We start from the raw sequence: 22622 nt of genomic DNA on the forward strand, positions 1-22622 counted from the left end.
CCCAACGATTGTCCCAATCGTTCCCCGGACCTGCCCCGTCGTGCCCTCCGGGGACGCGGCTGGACGAACCGAATCTCCGCCATCATCCGCCGGCAGGGATTTCAGAAGCAATTCGGAGCGGTAGAAAAAACGTGCGCCAGTGAACCTTTCGCTCGGCGTCGATCTCCGGTATCTTGCCGCCACAATCGCCACTCGGGGCGTAGCTCAGCCTGGCAGAGCGTCTGGTTTGGGACCAGAAGGTCGCACGTTCAAATCGTGTCGCCCCGACTGTTGCGTCAACATGATTGACATCGTTTTTTCCCGGCTGAAACGGCAACAGTAGCCGTCCCCGTCACGCCGACGTGCAGCCCGTTTCCAGAGTTTTTCGGTAAAGACTACCGAAAAACTCCTGACAGCGGAGTTCGCACCATCATGGCACGCCCAAAAACGGCCCGACCGGCCTATCGTTACCACATCTCTGGTCAAGCGATCGTCACCTTTAACGGTCGCGACTTTTACCTTGGCGAATTCAACTCTCCCCAGTCTAACGCTCGCTATCTTGAGCTACTGAGCATCTATCAGGCCAGTGGTCTGCGGATGCCCGACGACGTCCCGACCCACCAGCAGGACACCCCTATCACTGTCGGCCAGTTGATCGGTGAGTGGAAAGAGCACGTCTCGGGTCGATCCGACCTCGTTCGCTACAAACCCTTGCTGGATATCTTCGAGCTCGAGTACACAACGGTTCCTGTTGCCGAGTTCGGGCCTCGCAAGCTGAAGGAAGTCCGTGACACGTTGCTTTCCGATGGCAACCAATCACGGAAATGGATCAACGAGCAAATCCGTGCCGCGTGCCGCATCTTCAAGCACGGAGTGAGCGTCGAACTGATCGAATTCGACGTCTACAACAAGCTCACGACGCTGGAGCCTCTCAAACGCGGCCACACAACTGCTCGCGAACAAGAGCCAAGGCAGCCAGTTCCGCTGGCCGATATCGCCGCCACCGTCGCCGAACTCACGCCAGTGCTGGCCGCTATGGTCCGAATTCAACTCGCCACTGGCATGAGATCCGGCGAACTGTGTCGGATCCGCCCCTGCGACATCGATCAGTCGGGACCCGAGTGGATCTACCGCCAATCTGATCACAAGACATCGCACCACGGCGTAAAAAAGGCAGTTCCGATCGTCGGCTATGCTCGCCAGATCTTGACCGACTACATGAACCGCCATCCGGAGAGCTACTGCTTCTCTCCAACCGAATCCGACGAGTGGCACCGGTCCATGCGGCGCAACAAGCGAATTACCCCGCTGAAGTACGAGAAGCGAGAGTTCGCTTACGATCAGAAGAAAAATCGATTCTACAACTCCAATAGCTATCGCCAATCGATCCAGAGAGCCGCCAAACGGGCTGGGGTGACGAAATGGACACCTGCCCAAATCCGCCACACGACAGCTACCGAAATCCGAGCGGCGATCGGCCTTGAGGCCGCATCGGCGCTCCTAGGACACACTACAATCGGGATGACGGAACACTACGCTCGCGAATCAGAGGCGAGGGCGATTACAGGAGCTCAAGTTGCCACGAACATCGCTCGACAATCACTTTCTTCAAGACCTTCCGTCACATGATGTTGTTTATATCAGACACTCCTTACTTGTGAATCCATGGGCTCTGTGAAAAGAACCGAAACCAGGCTGACGAAGTCAGCCCCCTGTCACTTGCTTCAGAGCAGATGGATCATAGTGCTAGGCCGATGAAAGAACTCTCAAGATCGATGAAAGAAGTAAAAGTGGGCATCGATAGACTACTGAGCTCAATCCGAAGATTCGTCGAATCCGTCAGTTCTTACGGCACAAACGTCGGCGACAATTGCGTGATTGTTCTCAACCCGGCGAGGGATCTGTCGAACCTGTGGGAGGCAGAATTGAACTCGATCGAGAGGCTCGTCACTCGCTCAACGTCGGAATCTGCGGAATCCGTATTATCTGCTGTTGAACGATTTCGAAGCTTTCGCCGCTATAAGTTGGTTTCCGAACTGAATCGCAATGATGCTCTAGCGAGAACCACGTTTGATGAACTCGTTGGTTGGCGAGAGGAGTGGGAACGCATACTGAATTCCCTCGAAGGTCCGTCCACGAAGAATCGGACTTCATCGCAGCGGCATTCACGAGACAGAGGTTGGATAAAGCCCGCCCTGCGAATGCTGGCGGCGCATGGAAACCCCAAAGAACTCACCAACAAGCGAATCGCGGAAAAACTAGGAATCGATCCTTCCAACCTATCCTCAGACACACTATTCAGGCCTATCGCCAAGGCGATTAAGTTGGGTAAGCCAGTTGTGGAGGTCACTCGTATTTACTCGGACGAACTCACAAGACTCCCCGATTGGAACGAATTGACCAGCAAGGACGACGACCCGCTTTTCAACAGATCACGCTGATCAAAGCAGACCGTCATCCACGTCAAGTGCGATGCTAGTTCTCTTAATTCTGGTGAGGGATCTCGGTTACGCTTGCAGTACGTACCCCACGCTGGTTCCCCGCGACTCAATTCAATTGTCGAACTAATTTTCTGCCGTCAACCCAATCTGTGGCAGAGATAATTCAAAAAGTTCTTGATTATTGACGCCGCAAATCGCGGCTCGAAGACTCGCCCTCGCAGAAAACTGATCAATTGAATTGAGTTGCCAATTCAGTTTTTCGCTCCCCGAAATGCTCGTCGCGTTGGCGGGTAAACTTCGCAAACGGGAGTGGGAAACGTGCAGGAAAATGACCAATCACCCTGTCTTCGCGTGCTCAGCGAAGACGTAATTTCATTGAGCAAAGCTGCTCGCCTTTTGGATCGACATATCGCAACGATCCACCGCTACAGGACCCGAGGGATCGAGGGCAAGAAGCTTGAAACCTGTCGAATCGGCGGACACTTCGTGACCAGCAAACAGGCAGTCACACGATTTCTCACCGGGATTCAGCGCTGACCGCCGGAGACGTCATGCCTGCTTTCGGCCCTTTAAACACCATTCCTTCACGGCGATCGAATAGCACATTGTCGAAGCGCCTTTCTTGGAGTTTTTTTCATGTCTTGCGACGACGTCGACCAACAATTAGAGGCGTTCTTTTCCGCTACGCCTGACCACGACCAACAATCCGCGGAGAGCGGTGCACCCAATTTCAATAATTGGGATGCCATTCTACAAGGCCTGCCCGAAGAAGGTCCCATCGCCATCGGTCGGATCGAGATACCGCACCCAGCCAAGGTTAAGCTGGCGATACTGGCTCTCTCTCGCCTAGGGCGGAAGAATTTCGCCGACCTAATGGACCATCGCGAGGTCCAACTGTACCAGCACAACGGTCGACTGGCGCATGTTGTACCGCGTCACGGAAGTAGTCCAGCCCGCGTTGCTCCAATCGGCAAGGATCGGTTGAAAGAACTACTTCCCGTCGCGATCTCGAACCTAGAGTTCATCAAGCCGAGTGAATGGAGCTGGCTGATTAAATCCGTCGACGCGGCCAATACGTACACGCCGATTGTTCCTGAACTGAAAGGCATCGCGCGGGTTCCGCGTCTGGCCCTTGATGGAACCGTCCAGGATCTAGCGGGCTACGATGGGCACGGATGGTATTGCGATCTAATGGACGAATGGGAGCCAATCCAATTTGTTGCAACGGCGGAAGACGCGAGGCAGTTAATCGATGAAGTTGTTCTCGCCCCGTTTGAGGAGTTTCCGTTTGAAACTGGGGCTGACCGATCAGCATACCTGATGCTGCTCTTTTCCGCGGCTTTCGAGTACCTCATCGACGGTCGGACCCCACTGTTCGCGATCGACGGTGACAGGGCCGGGCTCGGCAAAAGCCTGTTGGCCGAGTCGCCCTCGCTACTGGTACACGAACGAAAGCACAATCGGCCGGCCAATCCAACCAACATGATGTTGGAACTCCTCTCGATTGTGCGTAAGCGTATGCCAATCGCCTTATTCGACAACTTGCGGCTTGCGATCAATTCAGAGGCGCTTGAATCATTCGTCACGTCGTCGCACTGGTCGGGCCGAGAGAGAGGGACCATGGGGATGATCGACGAGCCCAATCATACGGTCGTGATCGTTACCGGCAATCGGTTGGCCTATCGCGGTGATCTGTGGCGACGCGTGGTACCGATTCGATTGAAGCATCCCGGCGATGATCGACCGACAAAGTACAAGGTGCGGGACGTTCACACGTACCTAGCCGAACACCGCTCCCAGATGCTCAATGCGACGGTCGCGGCAATGCAGAGGTTCATTTTGGACGGCATGCCGCAAACGGATCGGGATCCGTTTCGATCATTCGAACGGTTCGATTATTTGATCCGCGGGCTGGTGCTGTATCTGGGCTATCCCGATCCGCTGGATCCGGCCCGCCTGCCCAAGGAAGACACCGACCAGCGACGACTCAGGCTGTTGATCGCCGGCCTGGCAAAAGCCGGAGCGGACGAGAATCCTATGACGGCGGCCGACTTGATCAACCGTTTAACCGAATCTCCGGACGACCAGCAAGTGCTCGGCGAGATTGCTGAGTTGATTGCGCGCGGCAAAGATGGCAAGGTCACACCGACCACGCTCAGCCGGGCCCTACAAGAACACGTCGGGCTGCGCTACGGGGGCTACGTGCTTGTGGCAGGACGGAAAAAAAACAACACCTGCACGTTCCGCATTGTCCGCGCCCCAAGGGAAGAGCATTGCCCCTAACGATTGCAGACGGGATGCCGGACGGGGTGCGGGCGGGGGCGAAACGGGTATGAATCGGGGGCGAGCGGGGTGTCAACCGGGGGCAAGCGGGGTTCAAAAGGGGGTGAGACATGCAAGTCTCGCCCCCAATCCGCACTCACGATGACCGCCATCAAACTGATCTGGGAATGACTGGAAGGGGCTCCTGCCATTACGCGATGGGGAAAGGTCGGTTTGGACCACTGGGAGCAACAGGCCGGCAGCTATGACTACGATGTCGGCCAGGCCCAGCAAGACTGGGAGAGCATGGCTATACCCCGATTCCGATCGAATCCCCAAGGAAGATCTTTGAGACCGGTTGCGGGACCATTACGGTCACGCTGGATCCGGTACGCGCAAGTCTGATTCAAAACAAATTGACGAACTGCCTGTCTTCGAGGATGACAATGCGGAAATGAAATGAACGCAGCTCCTCGCCCTGCTCTCCCACGCGAGAAAAGTGGGAAGGTGGAAGATTTTGCGAAACGTTCAACTGTTGCTGAAATGGCTGATGAACTCGAGGAGTCGCCTCGATCGCAGATTCAAATACTCGCAGACCAACAGTCAACATGAAGACCGAATCCCGATGCCCGGCAATGGACCTACTCACCGAAGACCTCATGCCGCTCGCGGAGGCCGCAGAGCTCGTCAACGTTCACACCGCGACCGTTCATCGGTGGCGGAGCCGAGGCCTAAACGGCGTAAAGCTCGAAACGCTGCGTCTGGGAGGAAAGATTTCCACCAGTCGGCAGGCGCTCACGCGTTTCATCGAGCGCACTCAGTAGCCACGAAGTCGACCCTACGACTCCTCGCATTGCCTCACCGTCGCATAAATTTGGACGAGAAGAGTGTCCTCGCAAATGTGACGCTACCGAGCCACATTGGACTGCGACGACGGCATCGTCGTTTCTTTCGGCAGTGATGGCTCTCGCGACCCGCTGCAGCAGCTCGGACGACGTCCAAACGGTTGTCCCGGTAAATCGACGCTGGAGCCGCCAGCAGCCCGCGTCGCCCAGGCCGGCTGCCGAGGCAAGCTGGCCCGTTGCAGTCGTCCCGGGGACGTATGACGCCGCTCTGGCGTTCTCTCGCGGGCTCACCTTCGAGCGATAATAAAACGCGTCGGCGAAGCGAGCCAGCATGAGCACTCCGAGTAAGTGGTTAGGCGACAAAAAAACTCCCACTCGAATGTACGAGACCTAAGGGAGTTCGGTCGGTCAGTCGCTGCCCATATGCTGATCGAGGAACTTGTACAACTCAATCGTGGCCGGATCGTCGGGCTTGCCCAAGTCATTGTTCAGCCGGCTGTGATTGCTGTCGCGTGCTCCAAAAGCCTTTGCCGGAATGTCGGCGCTCTGCAGCACCTCCTCCAAACGCCCCGCCTGGGCCCGCGTATCGGGATTGCCAGAGAAGTAAAGGATCAGAAACGGCGGAATGCCTTTGCCATTCTCAACGTGCGTAACTGCGGAAAAGTCGACGTGTTTTTCCGGATCATTTCCGAACTTTTGGCGATGCCCAAACGTGAACATCTTGCCGCCGTAGAGCATTTGGCGCAGTTCGGCCGTCATGATGATCTTGGGAATGTCGTAGGTGTCGCCATCGACGGGAATGCAGCCTTTCAGGATATCCAGCGAAGCCCCCACCTCTTCGACGTACCGCTCATCGATGCAGATCAAGGCTGCCAGTTGCGCACCGGCTGAATGGCCACCGACAAAGATCCGCCGCGGGTCACCGCCATACGTCGCGATGTGCTTGTGTACCCAGCCCAGCGATTTCGCGACATCCCTGATCAGTTCCTCCATTCTGACCTCCGGCAATAGGCGGTAGTTCGTCGAAACGAAGATGAAGCCACGCTCGGTCAATGCCTGCGGTTTGACGCCGACGTCGCTCTTGTCGCCGACCTGCCAGCCACCACCATGGATCCAAAACACGACGGGCAGCGGTGCGGATGCCGCCACCTCGGGCGTGTAAATGTCAAGTTTGTGACGCAGATGGCCATCGTCCACATAAGCAACGTCCGAATCGACATTCTGGCCCAAAGCCGTGCTACCACAGGCAAGACCCATCAATAGCGCCACGCTCAATCTCATCTGCATCGTTGAATCCGCCTGGAAGCATGAGGAATCTGACGAAGGGAACCCTGTGAAGCATGACGATCACACGACGGTATCGAGTCAAGGACATCAGCTAGCAGGACAGGGTATCCGACGCAAACGGCGTGTGCCACCGATTCCGTTCTCGACGGTCGTCGCGGAACATTTTCCTAGAATTCTCGGCATCCTGCTGCCTGTTCTTCATTCGGTCAGACACCGCCTGCTCTGCTTCAGGCCAGCAGTTAAGATGATCCATGTCGGTACGTCGTCGGGGAAGTGATTTCGTTCGGGATGACCAGGAATCAGATTTAGCTGTGCTGCACACCTGGCAGCCTGTGGGAAGGCGGTTCAGTTCTAACGCGCGGGTGGCTTGAGGAACGCATGATGAAGTTTCGCACGATGTGGCGAGCCGTTTGCCTGAACATGCTGTTATGCCTGACGAGCGGTGTGGCGGGCGTAGCGGCGGTGGACGCATCGCAACTCAGGGCTTTTCCGGGCGCGGAGGGTTGGGGCTCCGTCAGCGTCGGGGGCCGGGGAGGCCGTGTCATCAAGGTCACCAATCTGAATGCCAACGGACCGGGGAGCTTAGCCGAGGCGTGCGGCGCGCGGGGCCCCCGAATCGTTGTCTTTGAAGTGAGTGGTGTCATTCGAGGCGATATCCGAATCAAAGAACCGTACATCACGATCGCCGGTCAAACAGCTCCAGGCGCGGGCATCACGATTGAGGGGATTGTTTCAAGTTACGATCACGGTGTGCATGACGTCATCATTCGCCATCTCCGCGTCCGCCGAAAACGCGATCTCGGTGCCGGCGGCGACTGCATCCAGCTTGGCGGGCTCGGCCCCTCGGGTTCCGGAACCTACAACATCGTCCTCGACCACCTGTCTCTTAGCTGGGGCAACGACGAGGTCATCGATCTGTATCACTCGCACCACGTCACCGTTCAGTGGTGCTCGATCGAGGAATCTGACGATCAGGGGCACAGCAAGGGTGCCCACAATTATGGGATCATATCGACGGCTGAAGACAGCGGAGCGGTTTCATTGCACCACAACCTGTGGGCGCATCAATCTCGCCGCGTTCCGTGCCTTGCGCCTTATCGCAAATCTGCCGCTGGCGACTTTTGCAACAATGTGATCTACAACTGCCGTGGCGGCTATAGCGATGATGGTCACGGAGCCCGTGCTGGCAGCCCGGTGAATCTGCACAAGAACTACTACCGGCGTGGGCCTGAGACGCAGGACCGGCTTTATCCGTTCGCGTTGTCGCCACACATGGCCTACTACGTTCGTGACAACTATTTCGAGGACTGGGGATATCAGGGGCATCCCCGACACTGGCGGTGGGGAAGTGGGCCGGCCGGCGTGCCACGCTGGATTCAATTCAACAATAACGGTCTTGAAGTGGACAGTCCTGCCGAGACACCACCAATCGATTTGGTGGATGCGAAAACCGCACTGGATCAGGTACTTGCCAAGGCCGGCTGTTGGCCCCGCGACAGGACGACGCTGAAGACCATCAACGAAGTCAAAACCCAAACGGGCCGGTGGGGGCGCGATGCGCCACCCGCTCCCGACGACGACTGGTTCTTGAAGGGGCTCACCCCGACGCAGTCACCGGTCGATACGGATGACGACGGGATGCCCGATTCATGGGAGAGGACGCACGGCCTCGATCCCAACAATGCCGCCGATGCTGGAAGGATCGTCGCGGCGGGAGACTCACCCGGCGACCGGCACCGCGGTTATCCCTACCTTGAATTCTACCTCAATGAGCTTGCAGACAGGTTAGTCAAACATTGACACGCGGCATTGGATGAATGCCGCCCAGAAGAACCGAGTTGCTGGTGGCGCGAAGAGGACGAAACGATCGGTGAAATCGCCTCGCAGCTTGCGACCCTTGCCGACTTGGCAGGGATAGACGCGGACGAAGACGGGAGATGGGGACTACGGCGTCTAGGTGCCGAGCGACGCCGATCGATCGGTACCCGTTAGTGCGGCGCGACTGTCAACCGGTCCGTACCCGGTTGATTTGCCGACCTGTCGGCAGTGCGGAAGTGTGAGTGTTGTTCACGTCAGTTTTGACATCGTTTCGTTGCTCACGCCTCGGCTGACCCAAGGGGTGGCAAACAAATGGTGCCATTTGTTTGCAACGGCCTTGTTGATTCCGACCGCAGTTCTGAGCTGGTTTTGCCCCACTTTCTGTAGACTGCATCGGCACCGATAGACCTGTTTAGGTTTTCAGGGGCGGATAAGTCAATTCGTTACCGTCAAACGCCCGCGATTGGTTCCCCGCTCCACTGTCTCTTTCGCGGGTTCTGGTACGCGCCGGTCGACGATCGGGCAGTGTCCGTATTTTGGGAATCCGCTTACGCGATCAGGAGAAGCCCTCCTCCGTCGGCTGGCACAGACTGAGACAAAGCGACAGCCCCGACTCCGTAGACACGTATAGCCAAGCGATCCATTGACGATCTGAGGCTCGTTGCTCAGACGTCAGCTGCCGATCGAGAGCATCATCGCTGAGCGGCATGTGCGGCCTGGATTCGGTGCTGCCGTGTGACGTAGGCGCCTCACACCAGGCAAATTTTTGCGTTTTCAGGCATTTGACTACAAATGAGTGCATGACCCCCATCCGTCATTGCGACGGTTCCCGTGCCCAAACTAGGTGCAATTCACTCCTTGTATCCCACGGGGAGGATATGTCGGTTCCATCAACAGCATGAAAAATAACACACACTACCCACAGTTCCCCGTCCGAATATCTGTTGGCGGCAAGCTTGAAACCGTTAATGAATTCGGCCGGCGACTTAACTTTCAACGAAATGCTGTACTTGCGCGTATCGCCAGCATGCGTAGGGACCAGTTCGACCCTTTGACGATTGACTATATCAACAGCCTTGCCAAGGCTCTCGTCTGCCGTCGTATCCTGGGCGTCGGAAAAAGAAACCTCGCCGAACACTGCGACGTGTGCGACCAGACCACAAGATGCGACCATTGCCGCCATATTCGGTCGAAGGAGCGATCCGCCCATCGAGCGGCGGGAGTTCAATACCGGTCACGCGAGCTTGCGTTTCACACAATTCTGACGACGCCAGCATCACGCTCGGCAAGCGACGAGATCAAGAACGTCAAGTTCATCGCAGCGGCCAAAGAGCGACTGATCAGCGAGATCAGGAAGGCTTCACGTCGCAAGACACAGCAGTTTCCGCTCATTGAATACGTAGTCGGAATCCACTGTAAACGAACGGCCGATAGCAAGTACCTCTCATGTCATCTACATCTCGTTCTCAGGACGGCTGCGGGTTGCGACGTCCCGACGTTCCGCTTCTCCATCGATGATCTCTGGCGGGAACTGACAGTCAAAGAATTCGGCTTGTCGGCTCACACGACGTGGCCCGTGCCTGGCTTCAGAATCAACAATGCCAAGAAACGGAGAGGGCGGTCCATAACGTCAACACGCTACGCCAATCTACTCGCTTACCCGATGCGAACGGCCGAAAATGATGACACGCCAGAAGTTGTAGCGAGGCGTGAGTGGCTATTCCAAACGGCGGGAATCTCAAACACATATTCCGGCTCAAATTCGACAAACGGGCAGTATGAGCAACCGACCAAGGCGAGCTTTGACCCCGTAAAACTCGGGAAGAAGTCGATCATTGTCTATCACATGGACGGACTCCCCGAACAAATGCGGACGTCCCTATTTTACGAGCAACGCGACTCAATCAGGGCGGAAGCGAAAGAAGTCGTGATGAACGCGTTGCCATCCGAGATTCAGCACGCTTGGGAAACATATGTCTGGAACACGAGTGCCCCGAGCTCTACCGTCCCGGTTTGACACGAGCAAATTGACACCTGCAAATTGACGTCAACGTACACGCAACACCGATCGAATACAGTTCGAAATACCCGCCCTGGAGCCTCCAAAATGCCGAGAGTCCGAAGAAACCCACTGAATCACTGGGCCAGCCCCGCGCCGTTTCAACTTGATCGTGTCACCGAGCTGGCTTCGACACTTGTCTTCAAAAAATCGAAGCTGGATCACGTGCTTCGGTGCCTCGTGACTTTCCACAATGCGGCGACCGCGCGTGACTGGTGTTTTGGCGGCGGGGAAACTCGGTGGTCATTGCAGGCGACAATCGTGACGCTCCGTAGCGAAATCAACCCGGGGCCGACCCTAATAATGGCAATTGAACGCCTGGCGAATTACGACGAGCGATTTCCAGTAAACAGCGATCTGTGCCCGGAAATCGTTGTTGAACGATTGTCTTGGCAAAATGCACTGTCGGCCGAACTTCGAAAGCGCGAACACCCGGCCCCGGACCGGACCCCAAGCCTGGCGTTCAATTGTATCGATCAATTCGATGCTCTCCCCGCCCGACTCTGTCAACGCTCCGTCCTGGCTGATCTCCGCCAAATCCAGCCGGAACTGACACTTCCTCACCTCCTAATACTCGTGAAGTACGCCCCAGCAACTCTTAAGCCGACCAGCCATCTTCGGGACGCCTTTGCTAACCTGGAACTGATCCGCCAAGAGGCAGTAAATTTTGGAGAACTTGCGGCTGCAAATCAGTGGTCGCCCAAGCAGTTGGAGAACGCGATCAAACGCTCTCGCGGCGCCCGTGGGTGCGGCAGACCACGCAACCAGTAACCCGCCAATACGCGAGTTTCGCGACGACACGCTCAAAAAACCAGCGTTGTGTCCCGCGTCACGCCGGAATAAAATTGGTGCCATTTGTTTGCGATCCATCCGCCGCGGTACACGCCGGCGGCGTTTTCCGTAGAATCGTCCTCTTTCCTGTCTCGCCGCATCCCCGCCCCTACTACACTTCAGCCCTTGAAATTGCCACGATTTAGTTGCTCGAGCAACCACGAGTTCGTTTGCGTTGGCGAGTCTCAGGGCAGGTATCCCCATCACCGCGACGTAGTCCCTCTTCGGCCAGTTCGCTCGCTAATGCCTTTCAGCGCTGAACGGATGCATCAATCTGGCGGTCGCTTCCGACGCCATTCTGAAATTCGCCGGATGCCCGGATGTGCCTGCCAGTGAGCAGCGGACGCGTCACCGCATATCGCACGAGGCGGGAAGTCGACGTCCCCGAGTTCTGCTGTCAGGCCGCACGATTGATTCGGACGGCCCGCCGTCGCTCACGGCCGCGTAGCCACTCTGACAGACCTTCCGGCGAATCTCGCCGCAGTCGCTGAACACGGCATTGGAAACCGCTTCAGGAGCCCACAGCGACGCTGTCGAAGACCTGATGCTTTCGCGCTGCGGACACCCGCGGACAGGGTCAATTCAACGGTCGCCGAAAATGCACCGGAGGAGGTGATTGGACGGAACTTGTAGCAGCGACCGACAGACCCTGTCCGCCCCTGTCCTCTTGCCGACGTCAGCCCCCTCAGCCCCGGTTTGACGTCGCCGCACTTCGTCCCGGGGAGGGGATCAATTCGCAAGAACTCCGCAGCCGCCATCCCGCCTTCAAACAAATGGTACCATTTGTTTGGCAACTCTGCCGCGTTTCTCCAGCCGCATTTCCGCTGCCTTGCTGCTACCCTGCTGCGCCCCCTTGGCGGCGCTGCAGTTGCATCTGCCGCCACTGCTAGGTCCCCAAGCTCTAGTGGCTCCGGTCATCTGACGATCTCTGCGATTAAGCGTGTCGACCGGCCGCAGGAGACGCGTCCTCTTCGCTGCGTCAGGATCTCGGCTGGTTGACTCTCGCCGGCAACCCGGCACTTGGCACCTGGCAGTGGCTAGCCTCCAGGCTGCATCCAGCCAGGCTTCGCCCGCTTCCGTCGCTGATGACCTGTCTGGCCTCGGCGTCGATGTCGTTCAGCGGTGCCCTCTGCGAATCACATCGTCGGCACGAGTTTCGTGTTGGTCATCTCGAGAAATCTCGCCGCGACCATGAGATTTGGGAGATGCCCCTGATTGCTGTTCAATGAGGCCGTGGCGAGCCCCGCTGACGACCAACTGACGTTCGTCGCGGGCGAGTCGCACAACCGAAAAGCTACCGTCAAAAACCGGAGTCAGAGAGAAATGGCTGATAACCAAGACAATCAAAAATCGATCATCGAAACAATGAACAAGGCCGAGGAGATCCTCGCCTCGCGTCCCAGCAGCGATCAGATTGGATTTTCCCTCGATGTGACGAACCACTGCTCCTGCCTCACTGAGGGTCCCACCGACCGCGTCCGGCTGCAGTACGGATCGATCAACAATCAGCCCAAAGCGTGCCTCTACCTGGAAGTGACCGCCGAGGACGGCGCCACACTCCGCTGCGTCGCCGTCCGTGATGGCACGATCCCCGACCCGGTGCGAAACGCGATAGTCGGTGTACTGCCGGGGGATCTTGCGATTACTCAGTCGTCTCCGCAGCGTGAAGAACAGCCGTCAGAGCAGCGACAGCAGAAAAAGTCGATCAGCACCGCTGAGGCGGTCGAGAGGGTGACCGAAGGCGCGCTCGCGTACCGTCGCGAAGTCGAGCGACGCCGAGGAACTCGGAAGCGTCGTGATCGTGGTCGTGCCTGACGCCTGCCGCTGACCGCCGACTTGGCTAACACGACCAATCGCGTTCTTCTCGCGGCCAAAATACTCGGTATCGACACCTCACATGTTTCGAGGTGTCGCTCTCTCTGTGGGGGGATTTTCTTCTCGCAGACGTCCGTGTCGCCGTGCTGACGGCCCGGCACTCCCTCCAATGCAACGACGCCCCGCTCTCGCACACGCCGCCGTAGAGTTTTGGTGACCGTAGTTTTCACCAGCGGGTTGCTGAATTGCTCCAGCACAGAGGGTGCTCCATACCTGCTGCAGCGACCTGTGCCCCCGCATGTGTGATCCACCCAGCGTGCCGCAATTGACCGCCTGACTTGAACCACTCGCCGGCAGTCAGGCGATCGAAAAAAGCGGCGCTGTTGACTTTTGACGCCGGGGACCACCATCGTGACTGGCGAGTCAAATCCCCGCCTTGTCAGCTACTGCGAGATCCATGCCATGATCGTCAGTGATTCCTACATCGCCAATGCCTTCATCGGCTTCCATTACGGGCGAATCTACCAACTCGGCGACGGAACGACCTGGAAGATCGTTGATGTCCGCTGCCGCCTGGGCAGCCAAATCAAACCCAAAGCCACCGTTCGGAAGCGACGAAACGACTACGTGCTCAAGGTAAGTGCAATCGGGCTGGCGGTTGAGGTGGTCCCCGTTGAAACGCCGTACTTTGACGATCCCATCGAGCAGTTGCCTGAGAGCCCGGCTGACTTCCAGCAATGGCTCGCCAACGCGATTCAAACCGAAGTCGCCATGCTCAAGCGAGCACGGGCCAAACGATCTCACGATTGAAATCTGCCGGCGATTTTCAGCCCCGCCGCGGCGCAGCGACACGGCCAAACTTGGTGGAATCTCGAGATGTAGTGTAATGCGGTGATGCACTTGTCCTGTTTTCTGCCATCGAAATCACACAGACGAAAAACACGAAAATGACCGACACAGCGACGAAGGAACGCACTGGGCGAAGCTACACGGCAACCAACGGCCTCCGCGATCCGGATTGGCGTTGGCAGTTTGCCAGGAAATCCGTGCCGATCGCTGATCCGGCTCCGCTGCCGGACGCGACGTGCTGGGACCTCGCCGAGTTTCTTGAGCACGGCAAAAAGTGGATTACATCCCTCGACGGCGCTCGACAGTTCTCGATCGGGCCGCTGCTGGCGATCCACAACGATCGACTGAAACGTCTGACTCTGGAATCGCGTGTTCTTGCCGTTCGCGACCTCACCATTGCCGCCGAGGCATCCCGTCTCCCCGTCCAGGTCGCCCACGACTACTGCAGCATCTTTTTCGACGTCGGCGATCGATTGCACGCGGTCCGGGCGATCGACGGCAAGATCATTCACGCGGCCGGCCACCGCGACGACATCGTCCGTCGCGAGCTGTACTGGCACGCGTACTTCGGCGGGCCGCTGGTCGCCGAACACTGGCTGCTGCATCTGCCTTTCATCGGATGCGGAGTCGAACACGATCTGAGAACCGCAGAAGGCCGACAGCGAGAGCAACTTGAATTGACGATGGCATCCCGCGAACCGGCGGCCGAGTTCTACGACAGCAAGCTGCTGCCCTTCTACCGGCAGCTACTCGACCGGGAGCCGAATACCCGTCCCTACGCCGAATGCGTCCTAGATCACGTTACAGACGCCCTGGAGGCCCACTGGCGACGTACGCCAACCAAGGCCGCTCGCAGAATCCTTGACCCACGAATCGCCGCCTAGCCATCGACGGAGAACTCGCATGTCCATCAACCTCCGCCGAATCGGCGTCAACTCGTTTGTGACAGAAGTCTCACGCCAACAAGGGAAGGTCGTGCAGCGTCACCTCGGGAGCTACAAGAACCCGTTCGTTCGCTTCATCTACCGGAAATCCGAGCTGCAAAAAGCGCTCACAAAGGTGCTCCGAATGGAAATGAACGCGATCCGCCAAGAGTGCCGCGAGATCGAGCAGACCATGAAGCTGCTTGAAGCCCTCATGAATCACTTTTTCGTGTTCCTACGACTCGCCGATACCCGTTTTAAGGAACCGTCCCCGATGTCGAAGCCAGACGCACCGGGCCAAGCAACGCAGCCCGCCGCAACCAAGCCTGACCGGGAACGAATCGACGAAGCCCTGAAGGTCCTTCCCGCCAAATACGCATTCGGCAAGCTCTGCAGGCGGGCCGACGCGGGAGACCCAGAGGCCATACGGCGGCTCGATGAGCTGATCGAGCAAGCGCCCGAGATTCTCGAATCGACGGCGGACCTGATTCGGTTTGCCAAGCAGGCGGTGCTGAGCGGGATTTCGAGCGACAGCATCGTATTTACCAAAGCGATGATGGCCAGACTCCAGGGGATCGAAGACAAGATCAAGGCGGAGCACGTCGAAGATCCCATCCTGGGCCTGATGGCAGAGGTCGTGGCGATCAGCCAACTGGACGCGATGCGCTGCGCATTGCTCGCCCTCAACGGACATGAAAACAAATCCGACGCGGATCACATCCGAAAACTTGCCGACCGATCGTTTCGACGCTTCGTCGGCATTCAGCAGACGTACCAACGTCTCGTCCGGCAAAGCAGAAGCAGACGCGTCATTTCCTACTCGCGCAAAACCAAATAGTCAGTCTTCCGTCACCCCGAACCGAACCCAACCCCATCACGACTACTTCGCCTCAACCCGCGGGCCCACCCATGCATTCTCCAAACGCAGAATCCCAAAACCATCTTGCGGCGATGAATGACGCCGTTGCTGTCGCCGAGAAATTCCTCGCGACGCTGCCGGGGAGCCGTCACAGCAGCTGTGTGTGCGAACTGGGGGAACACGCCGCCTTATTATCGCGACGATCCCTCGGACCGCGTATGCCTGAGGTATTGGCGGATTAGAAAACGCTTCCCCATGGAAAACTCTGCGAACGTAGAGCAGTGCCTCAATCCGCTACATAGCACGCGAGTGCACTACGGACTTCCCGAAAGACTTCACCTTGTAAACCGTGTCAGTTGCCTCAGATATAGAACCCGTAGCTCGCTCTCAGACGCACCTTATACCGACCGGCAACTCGTCGCCCTTGAATTTTGACGCGGCGTGCGATAACCCTGGTGTTGTGTTTGATGAAGTGGATCTTTCGCGTCTGACGACCATGAATTATGGCGTCGAACTTCCAGAACCAAGTACAGGATGGTGACCATGAGCAAATTAGCACTTACACAGACCGCTCGAACAACTGAAGCGTTCGAGCGAGTAGATCGGATGATTGAAATTGCCGAGAAAAACCTCGCATCGATCCCAGGGAGTCGCCACGAAAAGTGCTCGATTCAAGTTCCCGATGAAAGCGTCAAGTTCTTCGTTGAGCCTTACAGAAAGGTTTGTTTAGAATTTGGCCGCTTGGACGGCCATCCCAGAGGGTGTTTGCACCTCGCGGTCTCGGAACAGTACGACGGCGTCGATTACAGAGTTTGGCTGTTGGACGAAGAAGTACCTCCAGAAGCGAGGGTTGCAGTCGCCAGTCAAATCCCGGAATTGATGCTACTTGCAGTTAAAGTCAATGCGAGAATTGCGGAAGAGGCCGAACGGGTTGCTCTTGCAATTGAACTAATGGCGGAGGCAACGAAAACGTTAGTGCCCGATCGTCACTGAATTCCCCCTGACAGCACTGCTGCCGGTGCCGATGTTTGATTATGGTTCTCACGTCGGTCTGATTGGAGCTAACCAAAGAGCCCGGCGTAAAGAACGCCCGCGACTGGCCGACCAAAACCTGGGGCAAAGGCATTGGAACGAAAACCAGCCGCGAGCGATCGGTCTAATCGTAGCGTAAACGGGTGATGGGCCAAAAACTTCGCTCCGCCGAAGTCAGATTTCTGGGGCCCGGCTCGTTCGCAAAGCTCGGTCGACGCGTAATTTGTCGTGCTACAGGGACGAGAATCCCGAATCAGAATCCCGCGGCGAAATCGGCACCCGAGCAGGGAGTCGTGGCGGATCTCGCAGAAATCGTCATCCCTAGCTGACCTCGGGCTTGCTCGAGCTCCGTCGCGTTTAGTCCGTCACCAGGTCCCAAATTTGGTTCTGTTGAAGGAATCGGGTCAACTTGAGGTGTAGCACATGCTTTCAACGGCAGGTACTGACCTGTTGTTTCGATCCCGTTGTTTCGAATTTGACCAAAGAGAAACGAGATGAAATTCACCCCGATTGGCGTCCCCGTCGACGAACTCGATCTCGGCGATTTGTTTTGCTTATTGTGCGGCGATCAAATAGCGAACGAGGCTTACTATGCCGACGAATTCGAGGGTCATTTCTGCGGAAGCTGCGTCGAAGGATATGTCAACGACATTGAACAGGAGGCGGAGACACACGCCCGGGCCGCCTGCCGGATCACCGCGGAGCTGCCGGGATTTGACGCCGAAAACGAGTTTAGATGCAGCCAGGAGGACTATGACCTTGGAATGCGATGGTCGAACACTCCCAACTCGTATCTTTCCGCCTGTCGCCACGAATGCACGAACTACGACGACTTGATTGGGGCGTGCCACAAATCGTCGCAGTCGATCGCCGATCAGGTCTTTTACGCCGCGATCCGCGAGCGGACGGACAAGATGGTGATCGCCGAAATTACACGAACCCATCCCGAAGTTGCACACGAGTTTTACGAGTTCGACCACCCGCCCTACTGAAGACTGCGATCCAGCCAAGGCACTCCCTCTCGCAGTTTTCCCGGTCTGTTGCCCGCAGCAGGTTGCCGCGTTCAACTCGTCTCTCCCACTCGGCATCTGGGGCTTGTTTCACGGTGGACCGCACGTTCGGCGGGCGTGCGGCCTTGTCACCACTGATAGATCGGGCGCTCGTCCAGGGACGAACTGGGCCGGGCGGGCACTGCAGCACGCCCCAGACCGGACTGAAAGAGCGACGTCTTCTGGATTGCGAGCGTAAGGCGACAAATCGCTTGCCGCCGAAGAAGCTCAGTCGGGAGCCTTCGGGCGCGTCGTGGCGCGGGGACGCCCCCGAAACACAGTCACACGACCAGACCAGCCGATGAAGACGGGGAAAACCAAAGTGTGGCAAAACCAGTCTAAACGGCGACCGCAGAATGCGATCCGCCAATTCAAACAAATGGCACCATTTGTTTAGGGAGCTCTTGGATACCGAAGCGGGAGCCCGGGATTAGGCGGCGAGGCCGATCCGAACGAGGCTCAGTTCTTCGCCCGTGCCGACCGGTCGGCACGCTATAGTGTCACTGGCTGGTTGTCAGCGACGCGGGTCAGACGTGTCCATGGCGAATGCCCCTCGTGTGGACGAAGAGTCCAGCCCACAGTTTGAACGCAGGAAGGCACAATTACTCCCGCCATCAGCGGGGCCGTCATTGCGGTCCGCCGATTCGCCTGCCGTGATAAGTCTTGTGCCGATCCCCGATGCTTACTTCGGGTCGGCACCATGCGCTAGCTATCATTCACTGCCGTATGCACTTCCAAATTTTCCACTTTGCGAACGCCCGCTTGGTCAGCGTAGGTATAGCTAGCAGTTCCTCTAGTTCGTGTTTTTCGGGGCGATTCAGCGGCGTTTCAAGCACAAATCGAGGCAGGTGAACGGCTTCGACCTCCACCGTGCGTCGCATTCCTTGCACTGCCATGAAGTGTTGGCCTCCCCTGCGAAAAACGATGGCACGAGGGGACTGTTCCCTCCGAATTCTGCAGATCGGCGAGCTGGTCCGCCAAATGGTACCATCGGCAAGGCAGTAGTCCTCTCCGCCGATGTACCCATAGAACTGGTTTGCGATGTGGGACTTGCTAACGACGTAGATTTGGCAGTCGTAGCGCTGATTACAGAGAAACATACTGTGGCTCTTTCGGGTGAATGGATTTGGAAAAAAGTCAAATCCAATTGACATTGCGCCGCCCAAAACACCAAAAAATCGGCTCGTCCGTCGGCCCGTTGATGCCTTGGAACGCGGTCGCGACTGGCCCTACCCACTCAACGCGAACGCTCATCTCGATCCCCCCGCATCAAATACCAGCGGCCGCCGCCGTGAAGATCCCGTGCGAAGATCAATGCACTCTGTCGGTAGCTGCCCAACGTGCGATGCTGTGCTGAGGACGCCAGTCTCAGGCGTGCCCTCACGAACAACGTCTGCACCGCGAAACGCTGAAGACGGCCTTTCGATTCCGACACCTGCGAGTCGCTACAGCCGCTGTTCCAGTCGAAGCATTACTCGATCGCCAAGGTCTACGGCGAGTCGACCAACGGGTGCCGCGGGGATACAAAGTGCGGCAGAACCAGCCAGAACTGTGGCCACTGTGAAAGAGTTAATGCCGCAAACAAATGGTACCATTTGTTTTAGGCCCTCCTGGGATACCGAGGTGCGAGCTCTGGATTGGGCGGTGTGGCTGACTCGAAGGAGGCCCGATTCGTCACGTGTTGCGAACCGGTTGGCAGACTGCCAGGACAGTCCCGGGATCCCCGCAATTGGTCGACCATCAGGGCAGTTGGCGAATCGGTTCATTTGAAGGTCGCCGCGGCTGACGTTGAATTCACCTCGGATCAAAATAAAGATCTCTCAGGCCAAGTCTTGTAGGACGGCACCCGCATTATCGTTCGCGGCCGACGAGCTGGGAGCGTGTCGCACGAACGGCATTGACAAGCAGACGACTCGCTCCATCGCGTTGAGAACGACATCTCCAACTGACCTTTAGGTGGGGCAAATACCGTCGAGCACTTTCGGTTTCGGTGCGAGAAATTTGGTGAATTCGAACTGTTTGCTTCCACTTGCAATGACGCAAAAGAGATCCAGTGGCAGGCCTCGCCTAGCCTCACATTCACCTCGTGGAAGTAGAAATCATGACGCTCACTACAATTGACGCCCCCGTCCCAGGACTTGGTTCTAGCGATCTGTTTTCCCGATCGCAGCCTCGCTCGGTACTGATGCCCTCTACTCCGACAGACGGACAATGGGCCAGTAGCACGTTGAGACCTTACCAAATTGAAGCGATCAAGCAGACCGAACGTGCACTTCGCAGCGACCCGGGACGCGTGCAAGTCGTCAGCCTGCCAACCGGATCTGGAAAAACGTTGGTGGCCCTCCACATCGCGTGCCGTCACCTCAGACGTCATCCAACGGGCAAAGTTCTTTGGCTTGCGAATCGGTGGGAGCTTGTGGCGCAGGCGTCGTGCGGATTGATCAACACCGACATGATTGCTTCATCCAATATCGGGAGAGTCGGCAAGGGCCTACCACAATTCCGCGAAACGCTCGACGCGCGATTCGTTTTCTCAACCGTTCAAACTTGGTGCTCGCGGAGCGCTGGCGGTCACGTGTTTCCCCTGCCAGGGCGAGACCCCCTCCTTGTGGTGGTGGACGAGTGCCACTGGGCTGCAAAGGCAAGGCTAGGTAAAGAGTTGCTCAGCCAGTTCCTCGGGAAGGCGAGCGTCCTTGGCCTATCTGCCACGCCGAGCCTGGACACCACGACGCATCGCATCGCCTACGCAAAGTCTTTTGCCGATCTTTGCCCTGAGTACCTAGCGGTCCCCACCGTGCAGGCGGTCGCAACGGGTGAAACGTGGAACCCGATTTTCTCGGGCGACTGCATTCGATCCGATGCGCTAGCGGATCTAGGCAACCGCGAGGATCGGAATGAGAAAATCGTCTCGACGTTTCTTCGCGGCTATGGCGCGGGCAAGTTCGCGCGGACCGTTATCTTCGCGTGCGATGTTGAGCATGCGAACAAGTTGGCCCAGCAGCTCTCCCGGAGGGGAGTCGCTTGCCGTGCGGTTCATTCATCTCAGGTGGCGGAGCGGAATAACAAAGCCATTGCAGACTTTCGGAATGGTCAACTAAACGTGCTCGTGACGGTCGAGATGCTCACCGAGGGATTCGATGTTCCCGAGATCGACACGATCTTCCTTGCGCGGCCAACAAGCAGCCTAACCCTGCTCGCCCAAATGGTAGGTCGCGGAGCACGAAAAACCGAAAAGAAGGACAAGTTTCGGATCATCGAATTCACGGACTCGGTCAAACAAATGGGCTCTCGCCTGTTTCATGCCGAAGATTACGTAAACACAAAGCCGACCAGGGCTTCATACCGGTCAACTGGCAGGGCAATACGACATGCCGAGCCTGAAGACACACCGAAATTTGAAGATCTTGTTCTTGACGGTGTTGTGGGGATACCTTTCACAAAGGATCAGACTTTTGGCGTAGAGATCGAACTCTCGGCACGGGGATCCTACGAGCCGGATATAGATCACACGTGGGCCCGCACTGCGCAAGAGATCATCCGCTGTATTCAGCGAGTCGCCGTTTTGCCGGTCTGTGACCGCCCACTAGACTATCACCAAAGCAGTGACACAACCCAATGGCGCGTCACGTATGACGCCTCGTGCGGTTGGGAAATTGTCTCCCCGATCCTTGTCAATGCTGAAGGGTTTGCTGAACTCGCGAGAGTTTCGGAGGCGGTGACCGACCTCGTTGAGCGGTCACCAAACCTTCGTGTGAACGCCCAGACCGGCTTGCACATCACACTTGCAACTCGGCTCAATACGCCAGAACGCAGACACGGCTTTGCCGCAAGGCTCACCCGGCTGGAGGCGGGGCTTTTTACTCTTGTCGCGCCGTCACGGCTTTTTCAATGGCTCGGCAATAGGACATACAGCAAACGGAGCCGCAATGAGTACTGCAAGCCTCTACGCGAGTTGACCCTGCAAACCTTCAACCAGTGCGTGCGTCAGTGGTCTTTCCCGCGATATCATTCGATCAATCTGCGGCGAATGAACGCCAACGTTCAGTTGCTTGAGGTGCGAATGCATCAAGGAACGACGGAGTACCAAAAGATCATTCCGTGGATTTCCCTATGGATGCAGATATTCAATCATTCACGTTATGCCTGGGAGGGCCATCCCGAATTTGGAAAGGTTTATCCTGGCGGAAACCGGAGTATCGGACGCGAAACGGCGTCGAAAGAGGATATCTTTCGGCTCCTGCAGCTTGAGGGCATTGTGCTTCCGGTAGCTCTCAAACGCATGCTCTGGGAGCGGCGTGAACAGCTTCGATCATCTTGGATGCATGCTGTTCCGCGGCGGGTTCAGGTGTGGACCGATGCGGGCTGGTATGATGCCGAATACCAACCAGCATGAGCACCGTCGTCAAGATGAGGTCGGAGCCATTGTTGATTGGGTGATTTCATTTCGGCGTTCGCACAGTTGCCGCCGCAACACGCGGCTTGTTCGCCGTCACGATTCGAGCGCGAACTGACGCCATGCACTGTTCTCAACAACTCGGACTGGATTGGAAGGAAGCGGCATTGGAATGTGGAC

Annotated in this window: 17 protein-coding genes and 1 tRNA gene; 16 read left to right on the forward strand and 2 right to left on the reverse strand. The window is 57.1% G+C overall.

From position 1 onward, the window contains the following. The first annotated feature begins 193 nt into the window (after positions 1 to 193). From Mal15_RS08520 to Mal15_RS08540, 5 genes are all read left to right on the forward strand, one after another. Positions 194 to 267 (forward strand) — tRNA-Pro (locus tag Mal15_RS08520). 144 nt (positions 268 to 411) lie between these two features. Further along, positions 412 to 1608: a tyrosine-type recombinase/integrase gene (locus tag Mal15_RS08525; protein WP_147867375.1), complete on the forward strand. Its 1197-nt coding sequence runs from the start codon at positions 412 to 414 to the stop codon at positions 1606 to 1608. A 125-nt stretch (positions 1609 to 1733) separates the two neighbouring features. Further along, complete coding sequence (locus Mal15_RS08530; protein WP_147867376.1) at positions 1734 to 2420, forward strand: hypothetical protein; 687 nt, start codon at positions 1734 to 1736, stop codon at positions 2418 to 2420. Between the two features lie 351 nt (positions 2421 to 2771). Next, positions 2772 to 2957: a DUF1580 domain-containing protein gene (locus tag Mal15_RS35080; RefSeq protein ID WP_167546683.1), complete on the forward strand. Its 186-nt coding sequence runs from the start codon at positions 2772 to 2774 to the stop codon at positions 2955 to 2957. Positions 2958 to 3056: 99 nt separating this feature from the next. Further along, positions 3057 to 4703 carry a hypothetical protein gene (locus Mal15_RS08540; RefSeq protein ID WP_147867378.1) on the forward strand — a complete coding sequence of 549 codons (1647 nt, stop codon included), beginning with the start codon at positions 3057 to 3059 and terminating at the stop codon, positions 4701 to 4703. A 385-nt stretch (positions 4704 to 5088) separates the two neighbouring features. Here the strand turns inward: Mal15_RS08540 and Mal15_RS08545 are convergent, their stop codons facing one another. Then, entirely contained in the window at positions 5089 to 5292 is a 204-nt protein-coding gene (locus tag Mal15_RS08545; protein ID WP_147867379.1) for a hypothetical protein, read from the reverse strand. On the opposite strand from Mal15_RS08545, the gene Mal15_RS08550 reads away from it, so the two are divergent. Beyond that, a complete protein-coding gene (locus Mal15_RS08550) occupies positions 5291 to 5506 on the forward strand; it encodes a DUF1580 domain-containing protein (protein WP_233903343.1) in 216 nt (71 codons plus the stop codon). The genes Mal15_RS08545 and Mal15_RS08550 overlap by 2 nt on opposite strands. A gap of 429 nt (positions 5507 to 5935) precedes the next feature. On the opposite strand, the gene Mal15_RS08555 is transcribed toward Mal15_RS08550, so the two are convergent. Further along, positions 5936 to 6814 carry an alpha/beta hydrolase gene (locus Mal15_RS08555; protein WP_147867380.1) on the reverse strand — a complete coding sequence of 293 codons (879 nt, stop codon included), beginning with the start codon at positions 6812 to 6814 and terminating at the stop codon, positions 5936 to 5938. Positions 6815 to 7192: 378 nt separating this feature from the next. On the opposite strand from Mal15_RS08555, the gene Mal15_RS08560 reads away from it, so the two are divergent. The 10 genes from Mal15_RS08560 (at position 7193) to Mal15_RS08605 (ending at position 22442) form a co-directional block, all read left to right on the forward strand. Next, a complete protein-coding gene (locus Mal15_RS08560) occupies positions 7193 to 8614 on the forward strand; it encodes a hypothetical protein (RefSeq protein ID WP_233903344.1) in 1422 nt (473 codons plus the stop codon). 916 nt (positions 8615 to 9530) lie between these two features. Further along, the gene (locus Mal15_RS08565) at positions 9531 to 10649 is read left to right on the forward strand and encodes a hypothetical protein (protein ID WP_147867382.1); all 1119 of its coding nucleotides are present in this window, start codon (positions 9531 to 9533) and stop codon (positions 10647 to 10649) included. A 90-nt stretch (positions 10650 to 10739) separates the two neighbouring features. Beyond that, a complete protein-coding gene (locus Mal15_RS08570) occupies positions 10740 to 11462 on the forward strand; it encodes a hypothetical protein (RefSeq protein ID WP_147867383.1) in 723 nt (240 codons plus the stop codon). 1383 nt (positions 11463 to 12845) lie between these two features. Continuing rightward, positions 12846 to 13337 (forward strand): hypothetical protein, encoded by a 492-nt coding sequence (locus Mal15_RS08575; protein WP_147867384.1) that lies wholly within the window; start codon positions 12846 to 12848, stop codon positions 13335 to 13337. 411 nt (positions 13338 to 13748) lie between these two features. Beyond that, on the forward strand, positions 13749 to 14147 hold the full coding sequence (locus tag Mal15_RS08580) for a hypothetical protein (RefSeq protein WP_147867385.1): 399 nt from the start codon (positions 13749 to 13751) through the stop codon (positions 14145 to 14147). 137 nt (positions 14148 to 14284) lie between these two features. Continuing rightward, the gene (locus Mal15_RS08585) at positions 14285 to 15070 is read left to right on the forward strand and encodes a hypothetical protein (RefSeq protein WP_147867386.1); all 786 of its coding nucleotides are present in this window, start codon (positions 14285 to 14287) and stop codon (positions 15068 to 15070) included. Positions 15071 to 15089: 19 nt separating this feature from the next. Continuing rightward, positions 15090 to 15947 carry a hypothetical protein gene (locus Mal15_RS08590; RefSeq protein WP_147867387.1) on the forward strand — a complete coding sequence of 286 codons (858 nt, stop codon included), beginning with the start codon at positions 15090 to 15092 and terminating at the stop codon, positions 15945 to 15947. A 564-nt stretch (positions 15948 to 16511) separates the two neighbouring features. After that, complete coding sequence (locus Mal15_RS08595; RefSeq protein WP_147867388.1) at positions 16512 to 16961, forward strand: hypothetical protein; 450 nt, start codon at positions 16512 to 16514, stop codon at positions 16959 to 16961. A gap of 533 nt (positions 16962 to 17494) precedes the next feature. Beyond that, the gene (locus tag Mal15_RS08600) at positions 17495 to 17992 is read left to right on the forward strand and encodes a hypothetical protein (RefSeq protein ID WP_147867389.1); all 498 of its coding nucleotides are present in this window, start codon (positions 17495 to 17497) and stop codon (positions 17990 to 17992) included. Positions 17993 to 20276: 2284 nt separating this feature from the next. Further along, on the forward strand, positions 20277 to 22442 hold the full coding sequence (locus Mal15_RS08605; RefSeq protein ID WP_167546684.1) for a DEAD/DEAH box helicase: 2166 nt from the start codon (positions 20277 to 20279) through the stop codon (positions 22440 to 22442). Positions 22443 to 22622 lie beyond the last annotated feature (180 nt).

It is taken from the genome of Stieleria maiorica (assembly GCF_008035925.1).
Classification (GTDB): Bacteria; Planctomycetota; Planctomycetia; order Pirellulales; family Pirellulaceae; genus Stieleria; species Stieleria maiorica.